Raw genomic sequence first — 19985 nt, forward strand, 5'->3', positions numbered from 1 at the left:
GAGCGACTGGCCGAAGCGGGCATCGAGCCCTCTGTCGGCAGCGTCGGCGACAGTTATGACAATGCGCTTGCTGAGACGATCAACGGCCTCTTCAAAGCCGAAGTCATTCACCGCCGTGGCCCGTGGCGCAGCTTCGAAGCCGTCGAATATGCAACCCTCGAATGGGTGGACTGGTTCAACAACCGCCGCCTGCTCGAGCCGATCGGGAACATCCCGCCCGCAGAAGCCGAGGCAAACTTCTACGCAACTCTGGAAACAGAACCCATGGCCGCGTAACTAACCGAAATCAGCCTCCGGAGAACCCGGTGCGGTTCAGGCTTCCCCTCTGCACGCGCCCGGGTCCGGGCGTCTAGCACGAGTGCAGTGAGTTCGGCACCGGTCCGCCCCATCAACTGATCCGCGAGGCGATCTAGATGATCCGCTGTCACCGTGCCCGCGAGGGCTGACGAGAGGAACGTCCGCACGCCGCCTCGGTCCGGAGGATTGACCCGGATATGCTTATCGAAGCGCCCGGCCCGGATAACAGCAGGGTCGATCCGGCTGATATCGTTTGTAGCGGCGACAAGGATGACACCTTCAGTGGCAGATAGCCGCTCCAAGGTCGTCAGAAATCCGTTCACGACCCCCACCATGTACCCGGTGGCCGACTGACCACGATGATGAAAAGAGTCGATCTCATCCACGAACCACTCCGCCGGCGCGCCAGCTTGCGCGCGATCCGCGGACGCATTTAGCTCGCGCAAAAAATCACCTTGAACCATGACTTCTTCTGACGACTGCGGAGCCCCGCAGCTTCCCTTCCCTTCCGCTCCCGCCACGGCACCGCGTTGGCGATCCCCACCGACGATCCGAGGATTCGTATCCACGGGGAGCGTCAGTCCGAAAACAATATCCAGACCCGCTACCCGGTGCGTTACGGAGCTCTGCCGCGGGTCGCGCGCGTATCAACCGTCGATCATCCGCCGGCAGCGGATCCGAGCGATCCTTTCGAGGTCTCCCGGTCCCACCTGATGAAGATGGAGCTGGGGAAATCCAGCAGCTCCTGTAAGGTGTCGCTGGTGACCCGGTTGCTCGGACCTTGGAGCTGGATCATTTCGCCGGCGCATACTTCAACCGGACGAACAACGATGATGACATGAACCCGTTCATGACCCCGCACTGGCGGGGCATCGATACGACGAAGGTGATGGACCGGGTAAACTCTGAGAAACCGGACCCCCGGAAGAAGGAGCGCAGGAAGAAATAAACCAGGATCCCCTTCCGAGCTCCTCGGCCGCCCGTGAGGGCGGCTTTTTTCATGCCTCGGACCTGGCGTCGGGAGGCCCGGGGTTGGGTTTTACGCGCCGCAAGTCGGTTTTTGAGCGCCCGAGGTTGGAATATCAAACGCCGGAACCATGCATAACTCTCTGATTCTAAATGAGTCCCTATTGCCTCAAGTCGGTGTTTGCGCGCCTGACGACATTTACATGCTGCTCGCCCGGGCCCACGATTCTCGCTGAGAACAGGCCGCGCTTGTCATGCAGATACGTCGGCGACCGAGGCATGATCCCAGATCCGTTCCAGGGTCGGATTTGGGGTCAGTTGATGGGGTAACCCCCCTGTCAGATCAAAGGGATTCTTGGCTATGAGTGGGTTGCCTGGTAGGCCCGGAGGGACTCGAACCCCCAACCAAGGCGTTATGAGCGCCCTGCTCTGACCATTGAGCTACAGGCCCGGCCCGGGCATGGGTGGCAGATCGCGCGGCGGTGGTCAAGACGGATTGCCGACGCGGTGACGGGCATGGTGCGGCGGGGCGTTGACCTTTTGCGCGGCAGGGTGTCTCGTGCGGCCCGGATGTCCATCACGGGAGACGTCATGTCGCAAGATCTTCAAGGTAATCCTCTGATGGGCGCGGATGCGCAGTCGGCGGCGGCGTTCGATGAGGCGCTCAGGGCCTATGCGACCTATCATGGCGATCCGGTCGGGGCGCTGGACCGCGCGATTGCGGCAACGCCAGATTGTGCCATGCTGTGGCTGGCCAAGGCTTGGCTGTTTGCGCTGGCGACCGAACCCGGGGCGACGGCCATGGCGCGCGCGTTTGTCGCGACGGCGCAATCCTTGCCAGGTGGTGCGCGCGAGGCGGCCCATGGCGAGGCGTTGGCCCGGCTGCTGGCGGGCAACTGGACCGAGGCGGGCCTTGTCCTGGAACGCTGGCAGGCAGCGGCGCCGCATGACCTGCTGGCGCTGCAATCGGGTCATCTGATCGACTTCTTCGCCGCCAATACGCGGTCGTTGCGCGACCGGGTGGCGCGGGTGTTGCCGCTGTGGCGCGATGTTCCGGGGGAAAGCTGGGTGATGGGCATGGCCGCCTTCGGGTTCGAGGAAGCTGCCGATTATGCCCGCGCCGAGGAGCTGGGCCGTGAAGCGGTCGAGCGCGATCCGCGCGATTCCTGGGCCCATCATGCGGTGGCGCATGTGATGGAGATGATGGGCCGCCCCCAGGATGGCCTTGGCTGGATGGCAGCGCGCGAGCCGTGGTGGGCCTCGGACGATGACAATCTGCAGGTGCACAACTGGTGGCACCGGGCGCTGTGTCATGTGGAAACCGACGATCTGGCCGGGGCGCTGCGGCTCTATGATGGGCCGGTGCGGCGCGGGGGGCTGGGGATGGCGCTGCCGCTGGCCGACGGGGCGGCGCTGCTGTGGCGGCTGGAGATGCAGGGCGCCGATATCGGGAACCGCTGGGACGAGCTGTCCGAGAAATGGCAGGCGCATGAGGCGCCGGGGCAGTATGCCTTCAACGACATGCACGCGGCGATGGCCCATGTGGGCGCTGGTCGGTTTGACCGGGCGCAGCGTCTGCTGGCCGGGGCTTCGGGGGAGAGCGAGGCCGCGGGCTGGATGCGCCGCTATGGGCTGCCGCTGATCGAGGGGGTGATTGCCTTTCGCCGGGGAGCCTATGACACGGCGGCGGACCGGCTGATGCAGGCACGCCATATCGCGGGCGGCTTTGGCGGCAGCCATGCGCAGCGCGATGTGATCGACTGGACGCTGACCGAGGCCGCCATCCGGGGCCGGATGCCCGGCCTGGCCGAGGCTTTGGCGCGCGAGCGACTGGCGACGCGGCCACATTCGCCGGTCAACCGTGCCTTCCTGCGCCGGGCGGTGGCGTTGCGCGCGGCCTGAGGGGGGCCTCCGTGCCGGATGGCCGCGCGGGGCGGCGCCGTTGCATGGGTATTTGTAGAAAGGTGAAAAGGCGCACGGTGTCGCGGGGCGGGCGGGCCTTTACCAGCTTGGGCGGTCGTCCCGGGCGTTCAGGACCGGGCGCCAGCCGGCGCGCATCACCTCGATCAGCGGGGCGGGGGTCAGGACGGTGGCATCGCCCCGGGGCAGGGCGCGCGGGGCGGCATAGCCAAAGGGGCTGTAGGGCAGGGCAGCGCCATCGCGGACCAGATGGGGCTGATCGTCCAGCAAGATGAAGCTGCCGGTTGGCAGGCTGTGCGCGGGGCGCCTGTGGCGCTGCTGTCCCCGGGTTGCCGGGTCTATGCGGGCTGCGTGCAGGGTGGCGTCGATGTGCCGGGCCAAGGGCGCGGCGCCAAAGGCGGCTGCCCAAGCGGCCTTGAACGCCTGATAGGCCTGCCTGCGGCATTCGGCGCAGGGGCGGTGACCTGCGGCGCAGGCGACCGCTTCGTCCAGAAAGAACAGCGGGGTATAGTGGCCGGGTGCCGCCATGGGCAGGGGGCACCGGCCTGGGCGCGGCTTGACCGTGCAGGTGATCCAGCTTTTATGCCGCCAGCGCGCGCGGCCCAGATTGCCCGAGCCATCATGCAAGATGCCGCGATTGCCGGTGAACTGCCCCCGCGCCGGGGTGGCAAGGAAGCTGCCATCGGGCTGGACGCGGCTCGCGCGGCTCACCGGATGCCGATCATGGCAGCGGGGCGCCATCGTCAAGGCCGGGGATGCCCGCCCGCAGCGCCTCGATCCGGCGCCAGAGCGGGGTGCCGGCGGAGCCTTCGGCCCAGACCCCGGTCAGGGCATAGCGCAGGCGGAGCTGCGCGGGCGCCTCGGCCTCGAGCCGGTCGATGATGGCGGGGCCACTTGCGGCGATCAGATCTTCCAGCGGGCCGGCTGCGATCAGCGCGGCCTCGTCGGGGCTCGCAGCCAGGGCAAGGCTGGCCAGCACCGCATCCAGACACAGATCGGGCGCGCGGCTGGCCAGCGCGCCGTACAGGGCAAAGGTCCAGAATTCAGGGTGCTGTTCAGGTGCCGCATCGCCTTGGGTGGCGCGCAGCCAGCCCATCCAGCGTTCGGCAAACCGCGCGACGGGCAGATCGCCCGGCGGCAAGGCATCGGGGGAAAGCCCCAGCGCCTCGGCCACCAGATCGCGCGGGATGGCTGTCACACCATCATCTCCTTGGTGGCGGTCAGCTTCAGCGCCGGATAGTCGCGGATCACGCGGTCGATGTCCCATTGCAGGCGCGTCAGAAAGACCATGTCGCCATCATTGTCGACCGCGACATGCTGCTTGTTGACGTTGATCAGCTTGTCCATCTCGTCCTGCGGGCCGGAAATCCAGCGCGCCGAGGTGAAGCCCGATCCTTCAAAGCGCACGGGGATGCCGTATTCGATCTCGATGCGGCTCGCCAGCACGTCGAATTGCAGCGCGCCGACCACGCCGACGATGAAGCCCGAGCCGATCATCGGCTTGAACACCTTGGCCGCGCCTTCTTCGGCGAATTGCATCAGGGCCTTTTCCAGATGCTTGGCCTTCATCGGGTCGGTCGCGCGCACCGTCTGCAGAAGTTCCGGCGCAAAGGACGGGATGCCGGTGAAGCGCAGCGTCTCACCCTCGGTCAGCGCATCGCCGATGCGCAGCTGGCCATGGTTCGGAATGCCGATGATGTCACCGGCCCAGGCCTCTTCGGTCAGCTCGCGGTCGGCGGCCAGGAACAGCACCGGGTTCGTCACCGCCATCGGCTTTTTCGAGCGCACATGCAGCAGTTTCATCCCCCGCTCGAAATGCCCCGAGGCCAGGCGCACAAAGGCCACCCGGTCGCGGTGCTTGGGGTCCATGTTGGCCTGCACCTTGAAGACAAAGCCGGTGACGGGGGTTTCCTCGGCCCCCACCATCCGCTCGGCGGCCTTTTGCGGCTGGGGCTCGGGGCCGAAATTGCCGATCCCCTCCATCAGCTCCTTGACGCCGAACGAATTGATGGCCGATCCGAACCAGATCGGCGTCATCGACCCGTTCAGGAAAGCAGCGCGGTCAAAGGCCGGCAGCAGCTCGCGCGCCATCTCGACCTCTTCGCGCAGCTTCGCCAGCTGATCGGCGGGGATATGCTCCGCCAGCTTCGGATCGTCGAGGCCGGTGATCTGCACGGTTTCCGCAATCCGGTTGCGGTCGGCGCGGTCCATGATCTCCAGCCGGTCGTTGATCAGGTCATAGGCGCCCAGAAACTCGCGCCCCGACCCGATGGGCCAGCTGGCAGGTGCGACGTCAATGGCCAGGTTTTCCTGAATCTCGTCGATGATCTCGAAGGTGTCGCGGCTTTCCCGGTCCATCTTGTTGCAAAACGTCAGGATCGGCAGATCGCGCAGCCGGCAGACTTCGAACAGCTTGCGGGTCTGGCTTTCGACGCCCTTGGCCCCGTCGATCACCATGATCGCCGCATCCACGGCGGTCAGCGTGCGATAGGTGTCCTCGGAAAAATCGCTGTGACCGGGCGTATCGACCAGATTGAAGCGGAACTCGCGGTAATCGAACGACATGGCCGAGGCCGAGACCGAAATCCCCCGGTCCTGTTCCAGCTTCATGAAGTCCGACCGCGTGCGCCGCGCCTCGCCCTTGGCGCGCACCTGACCGGCCATCTGGATGGCGCCCCCGAACAGCAGGAACTTTTCGGTCAGCGTGGTTTTCCCCGCATCCGGGTGCGCAATGATCGCAAAGGTCCGGCGGCGGGCGATTTCGGGCGGAAGGGTGGGGCGATTGTCCAGCATGGCGCGGATATACGGTGCAGCCGCATCTGCGGCAAGATCGCTTGCGCCGAATGTCGGTGGGGCGCGCGGGCCATGTCCGCGCATTGGCGGGGCGGGGCCCGACGGCGCCGCATCTGCGCCCGGCATGATATCCGCATCACGTCAACAGCGTCAGGGCCACCACCGATGGGCGCGGCCAACCCCATGTTTCGCCTTGTCCAAATATCCTCGGGGGGTGAATTGGCCCATGGGCCAAGAGGGGGGCAGAAGGCCCCCCTTCCTGTCAGAGGCATTCCTGTCAGGCGCGGGCATAGGCGGCGGAAACCGCAGCGACCGTGAAGGCGTGAATTTCCCGAGAGCCTGACGTATCAGGTGGGCGCCAGATACCAGGACCAGGATCCTGGCAGAGCCAGCTCCCTCGGAAATGCTTATCGGCCACTGGAAAAGGGCCTCGCACGCGAAGAGCAGTAACCGCCAAGGCGCAATCTAGGCATGGGACGGTCCGCTTGCAAGGGGCCGGCGGCTCGACAAATGTTCCCGTTTCATTCATCGTGGCGCCATGCCTGATCCTGCCGCCTCCCTTCGCCCCGGCCAGTTGATCGCGCGCGGTGTGTGCCGCGCGCTGGTGGATCACGGATTTGCCCCGCTGACCGAACATGTCCCGGCGGCCGGGCTGCGGGTCGATGTGATGGCGTTGGGGCCCAAGGGTGAAATCTGGGTGGTCGAATGCAAATCCGGCCGGGCGGATTTCACCTCGGACCGCAAGTGGCAAGGCTATCTGGACTGGTGCGATCGCTATTTCTGGGCGGTGGACAGCGACTTTCCCGTGGATCTGCTGCCCGAGGGCACCGGGCTGATCATCGCAGACGCCTGGGGCGGCGAGATTTTGCGGATGCCGCCCGAACATCGTCTGGCGGGCGCGCGGCGTGCGGCGGTGACGCGCGGCTTTGCCCGGGCGGCGGCGCGGGCGCTGCTGGGCCTGCGCGACCCAAGGCAGGGCTAGCCGCATATCGTTGGACTGGCCAGTGCCACGCCAGATACGACAGCCCGGGCGCCACTGCGATAGCGTTTGGCACGAAAGAGCGACAGGTTTCGCCCTGGTATCCGCAGACCAGCCCGCTCGGTCTTGGGGGCGCTGGACCGCCCGCGAGGCGCGGTTGATCGGTGATATTGGCCGGGGTAGGCGCCTTGACCGTCGCGACCGGGGGGGGCGATCATTCCCTTTGGCATGAGGGGTTGGCCGGCCGACTTGCAGGATGGCCGCGCGATGGCAAGCCGCCGCCATGGTCCCGCCGGACGGCTGGTCGATCCGCAGGGCGCGCCCGATCAGCCCCCCAGACCGTGCATCGGGGGGCGGGGCGCCATGGCGGGGCTCAGCGCCATGGGGATGCGCCGTCCCGATCCGGGGCTGGCCAGAACCCGGCCCTCTTGCACCACGATGTCGCCGCGGCGGATCACGGTCTCGGGCCAGCCCGTCACCTGGCGGCCAGCCCAGGGGTTGTAGCCCGCGCCGTCCAGCGTCTTGCCCAATGTCACCTGACGCGCAGGGTTCCAGATGGCGATGTCGGCGTCCATGCCTGGCGCAATCCGGCCCTTGCCTGTCAGGCCGAAGATGCGGGCAGGGGCGGTTGCCGTCAGCTCGACAAAGCGCTCGGGGCCGAGGCGTCCGTCGCTGACCATGGCATCGAACATCAGCGGCAGGCGCATTTCCAGCCCCGGCTGACCATTCGCCAGCCTGGGGAACGGCGCATCGGCGCCATGGGCGAACTTGCCGCTGGCATCCAGCCGATAGGGCGCATGATCCGAGGTGATGGCCGCCAGATCCCCGGTTTCCAGCCCGCCCCACAGCGCGGCCTGATCGGCGGCCAGCCGCTGCGGCGGGCTGCACAGATAGCCGGCCGCGTCAGGACCCTCCAGCACATCGACCGTCTGGAACAGGTAATGCGGACAGGTTTCGGCCACCACCGGCACACCGCGGGCGCGAGCCTCGCGCACCACGGCCAGCCCCTCGGCGCAGGAGATGTGGAACAGCATGACGGGCTGGCCCATGAACTCGGCAAAGCGGCAGATCCGGTTCAGCGCCTCGACCTCGGCCAGCCGGGGGGGGGCCAGCGCATGATAGCGCGGCGCCGTCTGACCTGCCGCGACCAGGTTGCGCATCATCCAGCGGATCATGCCATCGTTTTCGGCATGAACGCAGACGATGCCGCCACCCTGACGCACGGTGTGCAGGATATCGAGGATCGCCTCGTCCGCCACGCGCACCTTGTCATAGACGGTGAAGATCTTGACCGACCTGTGCCCCCGCGCCAGCAGCGCCGGCAGATCGACCGACAGGTTGTCCCCCGAGATGTCCGAGACGATGGTGTGAAAGGCATAATCCCCCAGCGCGCCACGGACCGCCCGGGCCTCATAGTCGGCGACCACATCGGCCAGCCGCATTCCGGGGTGCTGCGCCGCAAAGGAAACGGTGGTCGTGGTGCCACCGCGCAGGGCCGAACGCGTCGCGGTTTCAAAGGTGTCGGCGTTCATCAGCCCGGCGCCGGACAGCTGTTCGATGTGGCAATGGCTGTCCACCCCGCCCGGCATGACCAGATGACCCGTCGCGTCTATCCGGCGGCCGGGCAAACCGGCGGCGTCCCCCAGCAAAACGATGCGTCCATCGCGGATCACCACATCGGCTGCCATCCGCCCGTCAGGGCCGATTACCGTGCCGCCAGCCACGATCAGATCATCCATTTCAACCCCCTTGAACACCTGCGGATTGTCAATCCTGTATATTGCCGGTATACCGTCACACAACCCCTTTTCAGCCGGCCTGCCAAGTGCATGATCAGGGGATGCCAACTTGGCCTGCTTATTGATCGGACTGTGCATGACATCTTTGCACGAAACCAGCACCCTCGGCCAATCTGCCTATGAACAATTGCGCCGGATGATTCTCAGTGGCGGTCTGCCCGCGGGCACCCGGTTGCAGGAACAGGTGCTTGCCGAACAGCTGGGCGTCTCTCGCACCCCCGTGCGCGAGGCGATCGGCCGACTGACCGCCGAAGGGCTGGTTGCGCGGCCCAATGGCGGCACCCCCGTGGTTCACAAGATAACGGTCGGTGAAATCATGGAAATCCTGCATGTGCGCAGGTTGCTGGAATGCGAAACCGCCCGGCAGGCCGCACATGGGCAGCCCCCGGTCGAACAATTGTTGGCCCTGCGTGCAAGGATCGACCGGTTCTTGCAGGGCGAGCGTCCCTCGGCCGAAGAGCATCTGGAGGTGGATGAACGCTTGCACGACCTGATCGCGGCCGCCTCGGGCTCGCAGCTTTTGCGCGAACTGGTGGGCTCGCTCAAGGTCAAGACGCGGATGTTCGACAACGGCTCGATCCCCGAACGCTTCGAGCCCGGCTGCCACGAACATATTGCCATCATCGATGCGATCCTGGCCCGGGATCCGGCCCTGGCCGAGGCGCAGATGCGCAGCCATCTGGAAAACGCCCGCGCCGCCATTCTGGCCCATCTGGCGCGCCTTTTCTGAATCGGCGCCCTTGGTCGTTGACTTGGGATTTTTTGTGTATACCGTCTGCATCCATATCGAACACCGTTCGAGTCGGAGTGCCGAATGTCCACACCCGCCCCCCCGTCACCCCCCGGTCCGGTCGAACTGGCCATCACCTTCCTGTATTACCGCGACCTGCCGCGGGCCTGCGCGTTCTATGAACGGGTGCTTGGCCTGACGCTGGCCATCGACCAGGGCTGGTCCAGGATCTACCGTATCGCCGGGCAGGCGCATGTCGGGCTGGTCGACGAGACCCGCGGGATGCACCGCGCCGCCGATCCCAAACCCGTGCAGATCTGCATCCGTGTGCCTGACGTCGATGCCTGGCACGCCTGGGCCGCATCCCAGGGTGTCGATGGGCTGAGCGCGCCCCGCTCGTCCGAGGCGCTGCGCATCCGCGCCTTCGTGTTCAACGACCCCGAAGGCTACCAGATCGAGGTGCAAAGCGCGCTCGACTGACCCGATCCAGAGGGCGACCAACGCCCCGTTCCGCCCCAGCAAGGAGATATGCGATGACCACCCCACTTTTCCCGCTGCGCCGGCTGATGGCCACGGCCGCGCTGGCGCTGGCGCTTGGTACGGGCAGTGCCCTCGCCAAGGATCTGACCATCGGCCTGATCGCCGATGCCGTGCACCTCGACCCGCAGGCGGGCGAGGAACTGTCGTCGAACATCATGTTCTACCACATCTATGACCCGCTGGTGCGCCGCAGCGCCGATCTGACGTTCGAACCCGGTCTGGCCGAAAGCTGGGCGCTGGTCGATGACGTGACCTGGCATTTCAAGCTGCGCCAGGGCGTCAGGTTCCACAATGGCAACACCCTGACCCCGCGCGACGTGGTCTTCACGCTGGAACGGCTCAAGGCCTCGCTGATGTCGACGCTGGGGCGCAACATCGAAAGCTTCCGCGAGGTCGATGCCAGCACGGTCGAGATCAAGACCTTCAGGCCCTATGCCGTGCTGCCGAACGATCTGGCCGGCATCCTGATCCTGAACGAGGCGCATGTGAAAGAGGTGGGCGAGGCGCAGGTCGATCTGCAGCCTGTCGGCACCGGCCCCTATCGCCTGGCGCAATGGACCAAGGAAGACCGCCTGGTGCTGGAGGCCTTCGACGAGTACTGGGCCGGCGCGCCAACCATCAAGACCGTCACCTTCCGCCCGATCACCAACCCGGCCACCCGCACGGCTGCCCTGCTGACCGGCGAAGTCGATATCGTGCAGGATCTGTCGGTGCGCGACGTGGAACGGGTCAAGCGCGAGGCGGACTATTCCGTCATCACCCGCCCCAGCCTGCTGAACCTGGTGCTGGCGCTGGATACGCGCGACAGATCGCCAACCATTCCGCTGGACGTCAACCCGATGAAGGATCGGCGCGTGCGCGAGGCGATCGCCCGCGCGATCGACGTCAACGCGATTCAGCGGGCCATCATGAACGGGCTGTCCACCCCGTCCGAGCAATATGTGCCGGCCACCCATCTGGGCTATCTGCCCGGCGCCAGCTTCCGCGAGATGTATCCGTTCGACGTGGCCCGCGCCAGGGAACTGATGGCCGAGGCAGGCCATGCCGGCGGCTTCAAGATGACGCTGGATGCGACCAACAACCGCTATGTGAACGATCAGCAGATTGCCCAGGCGCTGGCGCAGATGCTGGCGCAGATCGGCATCACGCTGGATCTGAACCTGATGCCGCGAGCCAACTTCTTTGGCTATATCCGTGTGCCGTCGGACAATTCCTCGTTCATCATGTCGGGCTGGGATGTGCCGTCGGGCGATGCCGGGTCGATGTATGCGGCCATGTTCCACACCCGGGGCATCCGCGACGGCTATGGTCAGGTCAACCGCGGCGCCTATTCCAACCCCGAGGTCGATGCGCTGATCATCGAGGCCGACAGCACACCGGACGCGCAGCAGCGCCACGAGACGCTGCAAAAGGTCACCGAGATCCTGATGAAGGACATCCCGATGATCCCGGTGCATTACGAACAGGACATCTACGCCGCGCACAAGTCGGTCAAGTTCACGCCGCGCACCGACAAGTTCCTGTGGGCCTATGAAATGGACATCGACGGCTGATCGCCTGTCGGGCGGGGGCAACTGCCCCCGTCGCTTTTCCCGAACGGAATCCCCTGATGTTCGCCTATACCGTCAAACGGCTGTTCCAGATGCTTTTCGTGCTCTGGGCAGTGTCGGTGCTGGTCTTTCTGATGATGAGCTTCACCGGCGACCCGGTCTATATGGTCGTGCGTATCGACGCGACCGATGCCGAGGTGGAAAACGCCCGCCGCATCCTGGGGCTGGATCGGTCCTTGCCCGAACAATACTGGTTCTTCCTGACGAACCTGATGCAGGGCGAGTTCGGCAATTCCTATGTCTTTCGCCAGCCTGCGCTGGATCTGATTGTCGAACGCCTGCCGGCCACGCTGGAAATCGTGCTGGTCGCCATGGCGATCGCCGCCATCGTGGCCATTCCGCTGGGCGTCTTTGCAGGGGCGAACCCCGGGCATCCGGTCAGCCGCTTCATCATGTCGGGCTCGCTGCTAGGCATTTCCTTGCCGGGGTTCTGGGTGGGGATGATGCTGATCTATGTCCTGGCGGTCGAACTGCGGCTGTTCCCCTCGTCGGGCCGGGGCGAGACGCTGGAATTCCTGGGCATCCGCACATCGTTGCTGACGGCGAACGGCTGGCATCACATCCTGTTGCCAGCCATCACGCTGTCCTTTGGCACCACGGCCATCATCTTGCGCATCACCCGCGCCGGCATGATGGAGGTGATGCGCCAGGACTACATCCGCTTTGCCCGCGCCAAGGGCGCATCGCGGCGCGGCGTGCTGTATGGGCACGGGCTGCGCAACGGGATGATCCCGGTGGTCACGATCTTTGGCCTGCAACTGGGCGATCTGATCGCCTTTGCCACCATCACCGAAACCATCTTTGCCTGGCCCGGCATGGGCAAGCTGCTGATCGACAGCATCTACCGCGCCGACCGGCCGGTGATCGTGGTCTATCTGATGCTGGTGGCCCTGATCTTTGTGGTGGTCAATTTCGTCGTCGATCTGCTTTACACCATGATCGACCCGCGCATCACGGTGAAATAGATGGCGGCTACGTTCCTGAAATCGCAGTTTGTCTTCAACTGGCGGCGCAATCCGCCGGCCATTCTGGGCACGCTGATCCTTGTGGTCTGCACGGGGCTGGTGGTGTTCGGCCCGTTTCTGGTGCGCCAGAACCCCTATGACCTGACGCAACTCAACCTGATGGACAGCTTCCTGCCCCCCGCCTGGCTGGATGGGGGCAACCCCGCCTATCTGCTGGGCACCGACGGGCAGGGGCGCGATCTGGTGGCGGCCATCGTCCATGGCGCCCGCATTTCGGCCCTGATCGGCCTGTCGGCCATGGCGCTGGCCTGCACCATCGGCACCACGCTGGGGCTGATCGCGGGGTTCTATGGCGGGCGGGTGGATGCGCTGATCATGCGGGTGGCCGATGTGCAGCTGTCGTTCCCGTCGATGCTGATCGCGCTGTTCCTGATGTCGGCCTTTGGCACCGGCATCGACAAGGTGCTGATCGCGCTGACCGCTGTCGGCTGGGTGGTCTATGCCCGCACCGTGCGCGGATCCACCCTGGGCGAGGTGCAGAAGGAATATGTGCAGGCCGCCCGCGTTGCCGGTCTGTCGAACGCGCGGATCATCGTGAAGCACGTCCTGCCCAACGTGCTGACCCCGCTGATCGTGATTGCCACCGTTCAGGTCGGCACCTTCATCCTGATCGAGGCCTCGTTGTCCTTTCTGGGCGTCGGTGTGCCGATCACCCAGCCGTCGCTTGGGCTGCTGATCAAGAACGGGTTCGACGTGCTGTTCTCGGGCCTGTGGTGGACCTCGGTGTTTCCGGGTCTGATGATCATGGCCATGGTGTTCGGCATCAACCTGCTGGGCGATTTCCTGCGCGACGAACTGAATCCGAGGTTGAAATGACCGCGCCCCTTCTGTCGGTCCGCGACCTGCGGACATGGTTTCACACCTTTGCCGGAACGGTAAAGGCGGTGAACGGCGTCAGCTTCGATCTGGCCCCCGGTGAGGTGATGGGGCTGGTGGGCGAATCCGGGGGCGGCAAGTCGGTGGTCGGCTTTTCCATCCTTGGCCTGATCGACCCGCCGGGCCGGATCGAGGGCGGGCAGATCCTGTTCAACGGCGAAGACCTTGCCAGCGCCAGCGAGGATCGCCTGCGCCGCATCCGCGGGCGCGAGATCGGGATGGTGTTTCAGGACCCGATGACATCATTGAACCCGGTGCAGACCGTGGGCGCCCAGATGGACGAGGTGCTGCGCCTGCACACCGATCTGGATGCCGCCGCCCGCAAGGCGCGCTGCATCGAGATGCTGGAAAGCGTGGGGATCAGTCAGGCGGCCGATCGCCTGCGCGCCTATCCGCATCAGTTCTCCGGCGGGATGCGCCAGCGTGTGGTGATTGCCATTGCGATGCTGGCCCGCCCGCGCCTGCTGATCGCGGATGAACCCACCACCGCGCTTGACGTGACCATCCAGGCGCAGATCCTGCGCCTGATGCGCCGCCGGATCGCCGAGGATGGCGCCTCGATGATCCTTGTGACGCATGACCTGGCCGTGGTGGCCGAAATGGTGGACCGGGTGACGGTGCTGTATTGCGGCAAGGTGGTGGAAAGCGGCCCGGTGCGACAGGTGATCGACACGCCCGCGCATCCCTATACGCGCGGTCTGATCGATTCCATTCCCAACCCCGCGCATCGGCTGCCGCGGCTCAAGCAGATCCCCGGCACGGTGCCCGATGTGCGCGCCCTGCCGGCCGGCTGCGCCTTTCGCGCCCGCTGCCCGCGCGCGCAGGCGATCTGCGCCACCGACGCGCCGGCCTTGCGCCCGCACCGGGGGGAACAATCCGCCGCCTGCCATTTCCCCGTCGCCCCCGGAGAGCCCGCATGAGCGCCATTTTGCAAGTCACCGGGCTGGAACAGAAATTCCGCCTGTCCAAGGGGCTGCTGGACCGCGTGACGTTCAAGGGCGGCATCCCGCGCCTGCGCAATCCCTTGGTCCATGCGGTCAACGGTGTCAGCTTTTCGGTCGCGCGCGGCGAGGTTCTGGCGCTGGTCGGCGAATCCGGCTGCGGCAAGTCGACCGTCGCCAAGACCATTGCCCGCATCCATCCGCCGACCGGCGGCCAAGTGCAGGTCGATGGCACCGACATCACGCGCCTGACCCCGCGCGCCCTGCTGCCGGTGCGGGCCAAGATGCAGATGATCTTTCAGGACCCCTTTGCCTCGCTGAACCCGCGCCAGAAAGTGCGCGACATCGTGGCCGAGCCCCTGTTGCAGCAACTGGGCAGCGGCCGCGCCGCCGAAGTGCGCGAACGCACGCTGGATCTGCTGGCGCGGGTCGGGCTGAACCCGGAACAGGCCGAACGCTATCCGCATCAGTTTTCCGGCGGCCAGCGCCAGCGCATCGGCATTGCCCGGGCGCTGTCGGTCAATCCGGGCCTGATCATCGCGGATGAACCGGTTTCGGCGCTGGATGTGTCGATCCAGGCGCAGATCCTCAACCTGATGCTGGATCTGCGCGACGAATTCGGTCTGGCCTATCTGTTCATCAGCCATGACCTGTCGGTGGTGCATCATATCGCGGACAGGATCGGGGTGATGTATCTGGGCTTTCTGGTGGAAACCGCGCCGCGCGATCAGCTGTTCGCCCGGCCGCGCCATCCCTATACAAGGGCGCTGCTGTCGGCCGCGCCGTCGATCGACCCGAAACGATCGCGGCCCGAGATCGAGCTGAAGGGCGAGGTGCCAAGCGCGCTGAACCTGCCCTCGGGGTGCGGTTTCCGTACCCGCTGCCCGCTGGCGTGGGGCCGCTGTGCGGCCGAACGCCCCACCTTGCGCGATCTGGGCGGCGGGCAATCCGTCGCCTGCCATCTGATCGACGAACCTGAACGGGACCGCCCATGATAACCTTGCTGCAAGCCCGCCTGCCGCTGCGCGATCCGCATGACTGCACCGACGGGGCGGATGAGCTGTGCCTCTACGAGGCATTCTTTGACACGCTGGTCCGGCGCGATGGCACCGGCTATGCCCCCCGGCTGGCCACATCCTGGACGGTCTCGCCCGATGCCCGGACCTGGCGGTTCACGCTGCGCGGCGGGGTGCGGTTCCATGATGGCACGGTCTGCGACGCCGCCGCCGTCTGTGCCTCGCTGATGCGGATGGCGCGGCCCGACAAGGGCTACACGCTGGGCGCGCCGGGGGTCTGGGCGCAGTATCTGGGCGATGCGCGGATCACCGCGCCCGACGGGCAGACGGTTCAGATTGCGCTGTCGCACCCGATGGCCGATCTGCCCGATGTGCTGGTGCAGGGCTATATCGTGGCGCCATCCTCGGTCGCGGATCTCGAGGCAGGGGTGACGACGCGCCCTGTCGGGACCGGGCCTTACCGCCTGACCGCCATGGGCAAGGACTGGATCGAGGCCGAAGCCGTGGCGCATTTCGCCGGCACCCCCGCCAGTGCGCGCATCCGCTGGCAGGCCGAACCCGACCCTGCGCGCCGGCTGGCCGCGGTGCAGGACGGGCGCGCCCATCTGGCGGCGGCGCTGGACTATCGCGCCTCGCAGGGGCTGGGCCCGGATTGCACGCGGCTGGAAACCCTGTCGCCGGTGGCGATCATCTATCTTCTGAATGCCGCGCATGGCCCGCTGGCCGATGCGCGGGTGCGGCTGGCGCTGGCCCTTGCGGTGGATCGTGAGGCCTTGATCGGTGCTGCAGTCCATGGCGGCGCCCGTCCGCTGCACGGCTTTGTCAGCCCGCTGCATTTCGGCGCGGGCACCGCCCCGGCACCTGCCCGCGACCTGTCGGCTGCCCGTGCGCTGTTGGCCAAGGCAGGCTACCCCGATGGCCTGACGCTGGGCCTTGACTGCCCCACCCGCCTGCCGGACGAGGCCGAGCGGCTGACCGCCGCGCTGGCCGGCCAGCTGGCCGAAATCGGCGTCACGCTGGATGTGCATATCCACCCCGAGCGCGAGGACTATGCCCATATGGTCCGGCGCAAGGAGATCCGCGATCTGTGCGTGTTCGATTCCAGCCCGCTGTCGACCTTCCGCGTGCTTCATGAAAAGATCGATGCCCGCATCGCGGGTTCCTGGTGGGAAGGCTATCATAACCCCAAGGTCGAAGCCCTGATCGACCAGGGCCGCGCCACCACCGACGATGCTGCCCGCGCCGCGATCTATGCCCGGGCCTATGCGCTGATGCAGGCCGATCCGCCGTGGCTGACGCTGTATAATCCGATCAAGATCACGGGTCTGCGCGGGCGCCATCCGGGCTTTGCCCTGCCGGTGGATGCCGTGATCCGCGTGGCCGATCTGCCTCAGCTCGGGGGGCTATGATGGACCTGCTGATCACCAATGCCACGATCCTGACCATGGACCCGGCCCGCCGCGTGATCGACCGTGGCGCGGTTGCGGTCAAGGATGGCCGGATCGCGGCCATCGGCCCGGCCGCCAACTTGCCGCAGACCGCCGCACAGGTGATTGACGCAGGGGGCAACGTGTTGATGCCGGGCCTGATCGACGTGCATGCCCACGCGGGCCACGGGCTGATCAAGACCATGGGCATGGACACCGGCAACCGCTGGGAAGAGATCTGCGGCGAGGTTTATACGGTTGCCTCGCCCCCCTCGTTCTGGCGGGCCGAGGCCCGGCTTGCCTCGCTGGAGCGGTTGCGCTTTGGCGTGACCTGTGGCGTGTCGCTGCTGGGCGGGGGCGATACCATCATGCGGACGGACCGGCCCGACCATGGCACGGCGCATTGCGAGGGCGTGGCCAGCATCGGCACCCGCAGCGTTGTGGCCGTGGGGCCAACCCGCGCGCCGCATCCGCGCATCTATGGCGACGATGGAAACCGCTATCCTGTCAGCTTCGACGACCAGCTGGCCACCTGCCGCGCGCTGATCGACCGGCATCATGGCCGCGATGGCATCCAGATGGCGCTGCTCTATCCGGTGCTGCGCGACGAACATCAGGCCGGGATGACCTTTGCGGATTATGCCACGGCCGTGCATCAGGCGCAGGCGACACGCGCCCTGTCGCGGGATCTGGGGGTGCTGTTCACCCAGGATGGCCACGAAGGCGGATCGGTGCGCCGGGCAGAGGCGCTTGGTCTGCTGGGGCCCGATGCGCTGCTCTCGCATGCCATCAACCTGCATGACGATGAAATCGGGATCTGCGCCGAAACCGATACCCGGATCGCGCACAACCCGTCGGCCATTGCCTCGATCCGGGGGCGCTGCCCGGTGATCGAGCTGCGCGCAGCCGGGGTCACGGTGGCGCTTGGGTCGGATGCCACGGCGCCGGACCGCTCGTCCGACATGTTCCGCCACATCCAGCAGGCCATGCACTATCATCGCCGCCATTTCCGCGACGCCTCTGTCCTGCCGCCGGGCGAGGCGCTGGCCATGGCCACCATTGATGCCGCCCGCGCCATTGGCATGGACGACCGCATCGGGTCGCTGGAGGTGGGCAAGGAGGCGGACATGATCCTGATCGACATGCACCGCCCGCATCTTTACCCGCTGAACATGCCCGCCTATCGCGTGCCCTGCTTTGCCAATGGCAACGATGTCGATACCGTCGTCGTGGCCGGCCGGGTGCTGATGCAAGGCGGGCGCCCGCTGCATGTCGATGCCGCCCGCGTCCTGGCCGAGGCACAGGCCGAGGCCGAGGCGATGATCGCGCGCATCGGCGGGCAGGCCGATCTGGCACTTCCCCCAGGGTTCTGGGGTCAACCCCTTGTGCGCAAAGGGCAGCACGCATGACCATTCATATCCTCAACCCCAATTCCAGCGCCCATGTCACCGCCGGGATCGACCGGGCGATTGATCCGATGCGCGCGGCCAGCCCCGTTGCGATCCAGTGCCACAGCCTGGCCGAAGGCCCGCCGGGGATCGAGACGCAGGCCCATGTCGATGGTGTCGTCGGCCCCCTGCTGGCGCAGGCGCGCGGGCTGGAATCGGGGGCTTCGGCCTTTGTCGTCGCCTGTTTCTCGGATCCCGGCCTTGCCGCGCTGCGCGAGCAAAGCGCGCGGCCCGTTCTGGGCATTGCGGAATCGGCCGTGCTGACGGCGATGACCATGGGGCAGCGGTTCGGCATCATCTCGATCCTGTCGCGGTCGATCCCGCGGCACATGCGCTATCTGGGCGCCATGGGGGTGATGGACCGGCTGGCCGCCGATCTGCCGCTGGAACTGGGCGTGGCCGAGCTTGCCAGCCGCGAACGCACCTGGGACCGGCTGGTTGCCGTGGGCCGCGATCTGACCCGGCATGGTGCCGAAGTGCTGATCCTGGGCTGCGCCGGCATGGCCGACTATCGCGCCGACCTTGCGGCCGAACTGCGCCGCCCGGTGATCGACCCCTCGCAGGCCGCCTGTGCCATGGCCATCGGCCGCGTGGCATTGGCCCAGACCGAAGGACTGCGCGCATGAGCCGCCTGAGCGAAACCGCCGCCGGTGTCTATGTCATCGCTGCAACCCCGTTTCTGCCCGATGGCGCGCTGGACCATGCCAGCCTGGACCGCATGGTCGAATTCTATCTCTCGGCGGGCGCGACCGGGCTGACCATCCTTGGCATGATGGGCGAGGCCCCCAAGCTGACCGCCGCGGAATCCCAAGGCATCGTGGCCCGTGTCCTTGCCCGGGTGAACGGGCAGGTGCCGGTCGTGGTGGGCGTTTCAGCCCCCGGATTTGCCGCCATGGCCGATCTGACCGCCGCGGCCATGGACGCGGGGGCCGCAGGCGTGATGATCGCGCCGCCCGGCACCTTGCGGACCGATGACCAGATCGTTGCCTATTACCGCAATGCAGCCGAATTCATCGGCGACACCCCCTTTGTCTTGCAGGATTTCCCCCTGGCGACAGGCGTTCAGATGAGCGTGCCGGTGATCGCCCGGATCGTGGCCGACCTGCCCAGCTGTGTCTGTCTCAAGCACGAAGACTGGCCGGGGCTGGACAAGATCACCGCCTTGCGCGCGCCGGGGCGGCTGGACCGGCGGATTTCCATTCTGTGCGGCAATGGCGGCGTGTTCCTGCCCGAGGAAATGGGCCGGGGCGCCGATGGGGCGATGACGGGCTTTGCCTATCCCGAGATGATGGTCGATGTGGTCCGGCTGACAGCTTCGGGCCAGTCCGAACGGGCGCGCGATCTGTTCGATGCCTATCTGCCGCTGGCGCGCTATGAACAGCAGCCCGGTCTGGGGCTGGCGGTGCGCAAATATGTGATGATGAAGCGCGGGATCATCGCCCATGATACCCAGCGCCGCCCCGGCGCTGCCCTCAGCCCCGCCGCGCGGGCCGAGGTTGACCTGCTGATCGACCGACAGGCCCGGCGCCTGGCCCAGCTGGCCTGACCGCGCAACAGGCGGCGCAACGGCGACGCGCCGGCCCACCGCGCCCTGACCCCGCCGGGCCGGAGTTGCGCC

The 19985-nt window shown here is 66.5% G+C and carries 20 protein-coding genes, 1 tRNA gene and 1 other RNA gene; 15 read left to right on the forward strand and 7 right to left on the reverse strand.

The window, feature by feature from the left end:
* A partial coding sequence (locus tag G481_RS0113625; protein WP_028030534.1) for an integrase core domain-containing protein occupies positions 1 to 276 on the forward strand: 276 nt, incomplete at its 5' end.
* Here G481_RS0113625 and G481_RS25465 read toward each other — a convergent pair.
* On the reverse strand, positions 240 to 761 hold the full coding sequence (locus G481_RS25465) for an AAA family ATPase (RefSeq protein WP_084450922.1): 522 nt from the start codon (positions 759 to 761) through the stop codon (positions 240 to 242). The genes G481_RS0113625 and G481_RS25465 overlap by 37 nt on opposite strands.
* Positions 762 to 827: 66 nt before the next feature.
* Between G481_RS25465 and G481_RS25925 the strand changes: the two genes are divergently transcribed.
* Complete coding sequence (locus G481_RS25925) at positions 828 to 1139, forward strand: hypothetical protein (protein ID WP_154664612.1); 312 nt, start codon at positions 828 to 830, stop codon at positions 1137 to 1139.
* A gap of 499 nt (positions 1140 to 1638) precedes the next feature.
* On the opposite strand, the gene G481_RS0113640 is transcribed toward G481_RS25925, so the two are convergent.
* Positions 1639 to 1714 (reverse strand) — tRNA-Ile (locus G481_RS0113640).
* A gap of 140 nt (positions 1715 to 1854) precedes the next feature.
* On the opposite strand from G481_RS0113640, the gene G481_RS0113645 reads away from it, so the two are divergent.
* Entirely contained in the window at positions 1855 to 3165 is a 1311-nt protein-coding gene (locus tag G481_RS0113645; protein WP_051294534.1) for a tetratricopeptide repeat protein, read from the forward strand.
* 99 nt (positions 3166 to 3264) lie between these two features.
* On the opposite strand, the gene G481_RS0113650 is transcribed toward G481_RS0113645, so the two are convergent.
* The 4 genes from G481_RS0113650 to ssrS form a co-directional block, all read right to left on the reverse strand.
* A complete protein-coding gene (locus G481_RS0113650) occupies positions 3265 to 3894 on the reverse strand; it encodes a hypothetical protein (RefSeq protein ID WP_028030537.1) in 630 nt (209 codons plus the stop codon).
* 10 nt (positions 3895 to 3904) lie between these two features.
* On the reverse strand, positions 3905 to 4381 hold the full coding sequence (locus G481_RS0113655) for a DUF6869 domain-containing protein (protein ID WP_028030538.1): 477 nt from the start codon (positions 4379 to 4381) through the stop codon (positions 3905 to 3907).
* Positions 4378 to 5976 carry a peptide chain release factor 3 gene (locus G481_RS0113660; RefSeq protein WP_028030539.1) on the reverse strand — a complete coding sequence of 533 codons (1599 nt, stop codon included), beginning with the start codon at positions 5974 to 5976 and terminating at the stop codon, positions 4378 to 4380. The genes G481_RS0113655 and G481_RS0113660 overlap by 4 nt, the downstream gene beginning before the upstream one ends.
* A 296-nt stretch (positions 5977 to 6272) precedes the next feature.
* Positions 6273 to 6429, reverse strand: a non-coding RNA gene (gene ssrS, locus G481_RS25470) — 6S RNA.
* 85 nt (positions 6430 to 6514) lie between these two features.
* Between ssrS and G481_RS0113665 the strand changes: the two genes are divergently transcribed.
* Positions 6515 to 6958, forward strand: a complete 444-nt coding sequence (locus G481_RS0113665) for an MmcB family DNA repair protein (RefSeq protein WP_028030540.1) — start codon at positions 6515 to 6517, stop codon at positions 6956 to 6958.
* A 323-nt stretch (positions 6959 to 7281) separates the two neighbouring features.
* On the opposite strand, the gene hydA is transcribed toward G481_RS0113665, so the two are convergent.
* The gene (gene hydA, locus G481_RS0113670) at positions 7282 to 8694 is read right to left on the reverse strand and encodes a dihydropyrimidinase (protein ID WP_035026072.1); all 1413 of its coding nucleotides are present in this window, start codon (positions 8692 to 8694) and stop codon (positions 7282 to 7284) included.
* A 136-nt stretch (positions 8695 to 8830) separates the two neighbouring features.
* On the opposite strand from hydA, the gene G481_RS0113675 reads away from it, so the two are divergent.
* From G481_RS0113675 to G481_RS0113725, 11 genes are all read left to right on the forward strand, one after another.
* On the forward strand, positions 8831 to 9484 hold the full coding sequence (locus G481_RS0113675) for a GntR family transcriptional regulator (RefSeq protein WP_028030542.1): 654 nt from the start codon (positions 8831 to 8833) through the stop codon (positions 9482 to 9484).
* 84 nt (positions 9485 to 9568) lie between these two features.
* Positions 9569 to 9964: a VOC family protein gene (locus G481_RS0113680; RefSeq protein ID WP_028030543.1), complete on the forward strand. Its 396-nt coding sequence runs from the start codon at positions 9569 to 9571 to the stop codon at positions 9962 to 9964.
* Positions 9965 to 10017: 53 nt separating this feature from the next.
* Positions 10018 to 11577, forward strand: coding sequence for an ABC transporter substrate-binding protein (locus G481_RS0113685; RefSeq protein WP_084450924.1), 1560 nt, complete (start codon positions 10018 to 10020; stop codon positions 11575 to 11577).
* A gap of 56 nt (positions 11578 to 11633) precedes the next feature.
* Positions 11634 to 12599 carry an ABC transporter permease gene (locus tag G481_RS0113690; protein WP_028030545.1) on the forward strand — a complete coding sequence of 322 codons (966 nt, stop codon included), beginning with the start codon at positions 11634 to 11636 and terminating at the stop codon, positions 12597 to 12599.
* On the forward strand, positions 12600 to 13475 hold the full coding sequence (locus G481_RS0113695; protein WP_028030546.1) for an ABC transporter permease: 876 nt from the start codon (positions 12600 to 12602) through the stop codon (positions 13473 to 13475). It begins immediately after the preceding gene.
* The gene (locus G481_RS0113700) at positions 13472 to 14455 is read left to right on the forward strand and encodes an ABC transporter ATP-binding protein (RefSeq protein WP_028030547.1); all 984 of its coding nucleotides are present in this window, start codon (positions 13472 to 13474) and stop codon (positions 14453 to 14455) included. Before G481_RS0113695 ends, G481_RS0113700 begins: the two co-directional genes overlap by 4 nt.
* The gene (locus G481_RS0113705) at positions 14452 to 15471 is read left to right on the forward strand and encodes an ABC transporter ATP-binding protein (RefSeq protein WP_028030548.1); all 1020 of its coding nucleotides are present in this window, start codon (positions 14452 to 14454) and stop codon (positions 15469 to 15471) included. The genes G481_RS0113700 and G481_RS0113705 overlap by 4 nt, the downstream gene beginning before the upstream one ends.
* A complete protein-coding gene (locus G481_RS0113710; RefSeq protein WP_028030549.1) occupies positions 15468 to 16901 on the forward strand; it encodes an ABC transporter substrate-binding protein in 1434 nt (477 codons plus the stop codon). The genes G481_RS0113705 and G481_RS0113710 overlap by 4 nt, the downstream gene beginning before the upstream one ends.
* Complete coding sequence (locus G481_RS0113715; RefSeq protein WP_245594971.1) at positions 16901 to 18328, forward strand: amidohydrolase family protein; 1428 nt, start codon at positions 16901 to 16903, stop codon at positions 18326 to 18328. Before G481_RS0113710 ends, G481_RS0113715 begins: the two co-directional genes overlap by 1 nt.
* The gene (locus G481_RS0113720) at positions 18325 to 18993 is read left to right on the forward strand and encodes an aspartate/glutamate racemase family protein (RefSeq protein ID WP_028030551.1); all 669 of its coding nucleotides are present in this window, start codon (positions 18325 to 18327) and stop codon (positions 18991 to 18993) included. Before G481_RS0113715 ends, G481_RS0113720 begins: the two co-directional genes overlap by 4 nt.
* The gene (locus G481_RS0113725) at positions 18990 to 19913 is read left to right on the forward strand and encodes a dihydrodipicolinate synthase family protein (protein WP_028030552.1); all 924 of its coding nucleotides are present in this window, start codon (positions 18990 to 18992) and stop codon (positions 19911 to 19913) included. Before G481_RS0113720 ends, G481_RS0113725 begins: the two co-directional genes overlap by 4 nt.
* The last annotated feature ends 72 nt before the right edge of the window (positions 19914 to 19985 follow it).

The sequence above is a fragment of the Gemmobacter nectariphilus DSM 15620 genome (assembly GCF_000429765.1).
Classification (GTDB): Bacteria; Pseudomonadota; Alphaproteobacteria; order Rhodobacterales; family Rhodobacteraceae; genus Wagnerdoeblera; species Wagnerdoeblera nectariphila.

What these genes read in the sequence shown, in the direction of transcription:
- G481_RS25465 (WP_084450922.1), bottom strand. Translation starts at nt 761, where the DNA reads ATGGTTCAAGGTGATTTTTTGCGCGAGCTAAATGCGTCCGCGGATCGC.
- G481_RS0113645 (WP_051294534.1), top strand. Translation starts at nt 1,855, where the DNA reads ATGTCGCAAGATCTTCAAGGTAATCCTCTGATGGGCGCGGATGCGCAG.
- G481_RS0113660 (WP_028030539.1), bottom strand. Translation starts at nt 5,976, where the DNA reads ATGCTGGACAATCGCCCCACCCTTCCGCCCGAAATCGCCCGCCGCCGG.
- G481_RS0113665 (WP_028030540.1), top strand. Translation starts at nt 6,515, where the DNA reads ATGCCTGATCCTGCCGCCTCCCTTCGCCCCGGCCAGTTGATCGCGCGC.
- hydA (WP_035026072.1), bottom strand. Translation starts at nt 8,694, where the DNA reads ATGGATGATCTGATCGTGGCTGGCGGCACGGTAATCGGCCCTGACGGG.
- G481_RS0113675 (WP_028030542.1), top strand. Translation starts at nt 8,831, where the DNA reads ATGACATCTTTGCACGAAACCAGCACCCTCGGCCAATCTGCCTATGAA.
- G481_RS0113680 (WP_028030543.1), top strand. Translation starts at nt 9,569, where the DNA reads ATGTCCACACCCGCCCCCCCGTCACCCCCCGGTCCGGTCGAACTGGCC.
- G481_RS0113685 (WP_084450924.1), top strand. Translation starts at nt 10,018, where the DNA reads ATGACCACCCCACTTTTCCCGCTGCGCCGGCTGATGGCCACGGCCGCG.
- G481_RS0113690 (WP_028030545.1), top strand. Translation starts at nt 11,634, where the DNA reads ATGTTCGCCTATACCGTCAAACGGCTGTTCCAGATGCTTTTCGTGCTC.
- G481_RS0113695 (WP_028030546.1), top strand. Translation starts at nt 12,600, where the DNA reads ATGGCGGCTACGTTCCTGAAATCGCAGTTTGTCTTCAACTGGCGGCGC.
- G481_RS0113700 (WP_028030547.1), top strand. Translation starts at nt 13,472, where the DNA reads ATGACCGCGCCCCTTCTGTCGGTCCGCGACCTGCGGACATGGTTTCAC.
- G481_RS0113705 (WP_028030548.1), top strand. Translation starts at nt 14,452, where the DNA reads ATGAGCGCCATTTTGCAAGTCACCGGGCTGGAACAGAAATTCCGCCTG.
- G481_RS0113710 (WP_028030549.1), top strand. Translation starts at nt 15,468, where the DNA reads ATGATAACCTTGCTGCAAGCCCGCCTGCCGCTGCGCGATCCGCATGAC.
- G481_RS0113715 (WP_245594971.1), top strand. Translation starts at nt 16,901, where the DNA reads ATGGACCTGCTGATCACCAATGCCACGATCCTGACCATGGACCCGGCC.
- G481_RS0113720 (WP_028030551.1), top strand. Translation starts at nt 18,325, where the DNA reads ATGACCATTCATATCCTCAACCCCAATTCCAGCGCCCATGTCACCGCC.
- G481_RS0113725 (WP_028030552.1), top strand. Translation starts at nt 18,990, where the DNA reads ATGAGCCGCCTGAGCGAAACCGCCGCCGGTGTCTATGTCATCGCTGCA.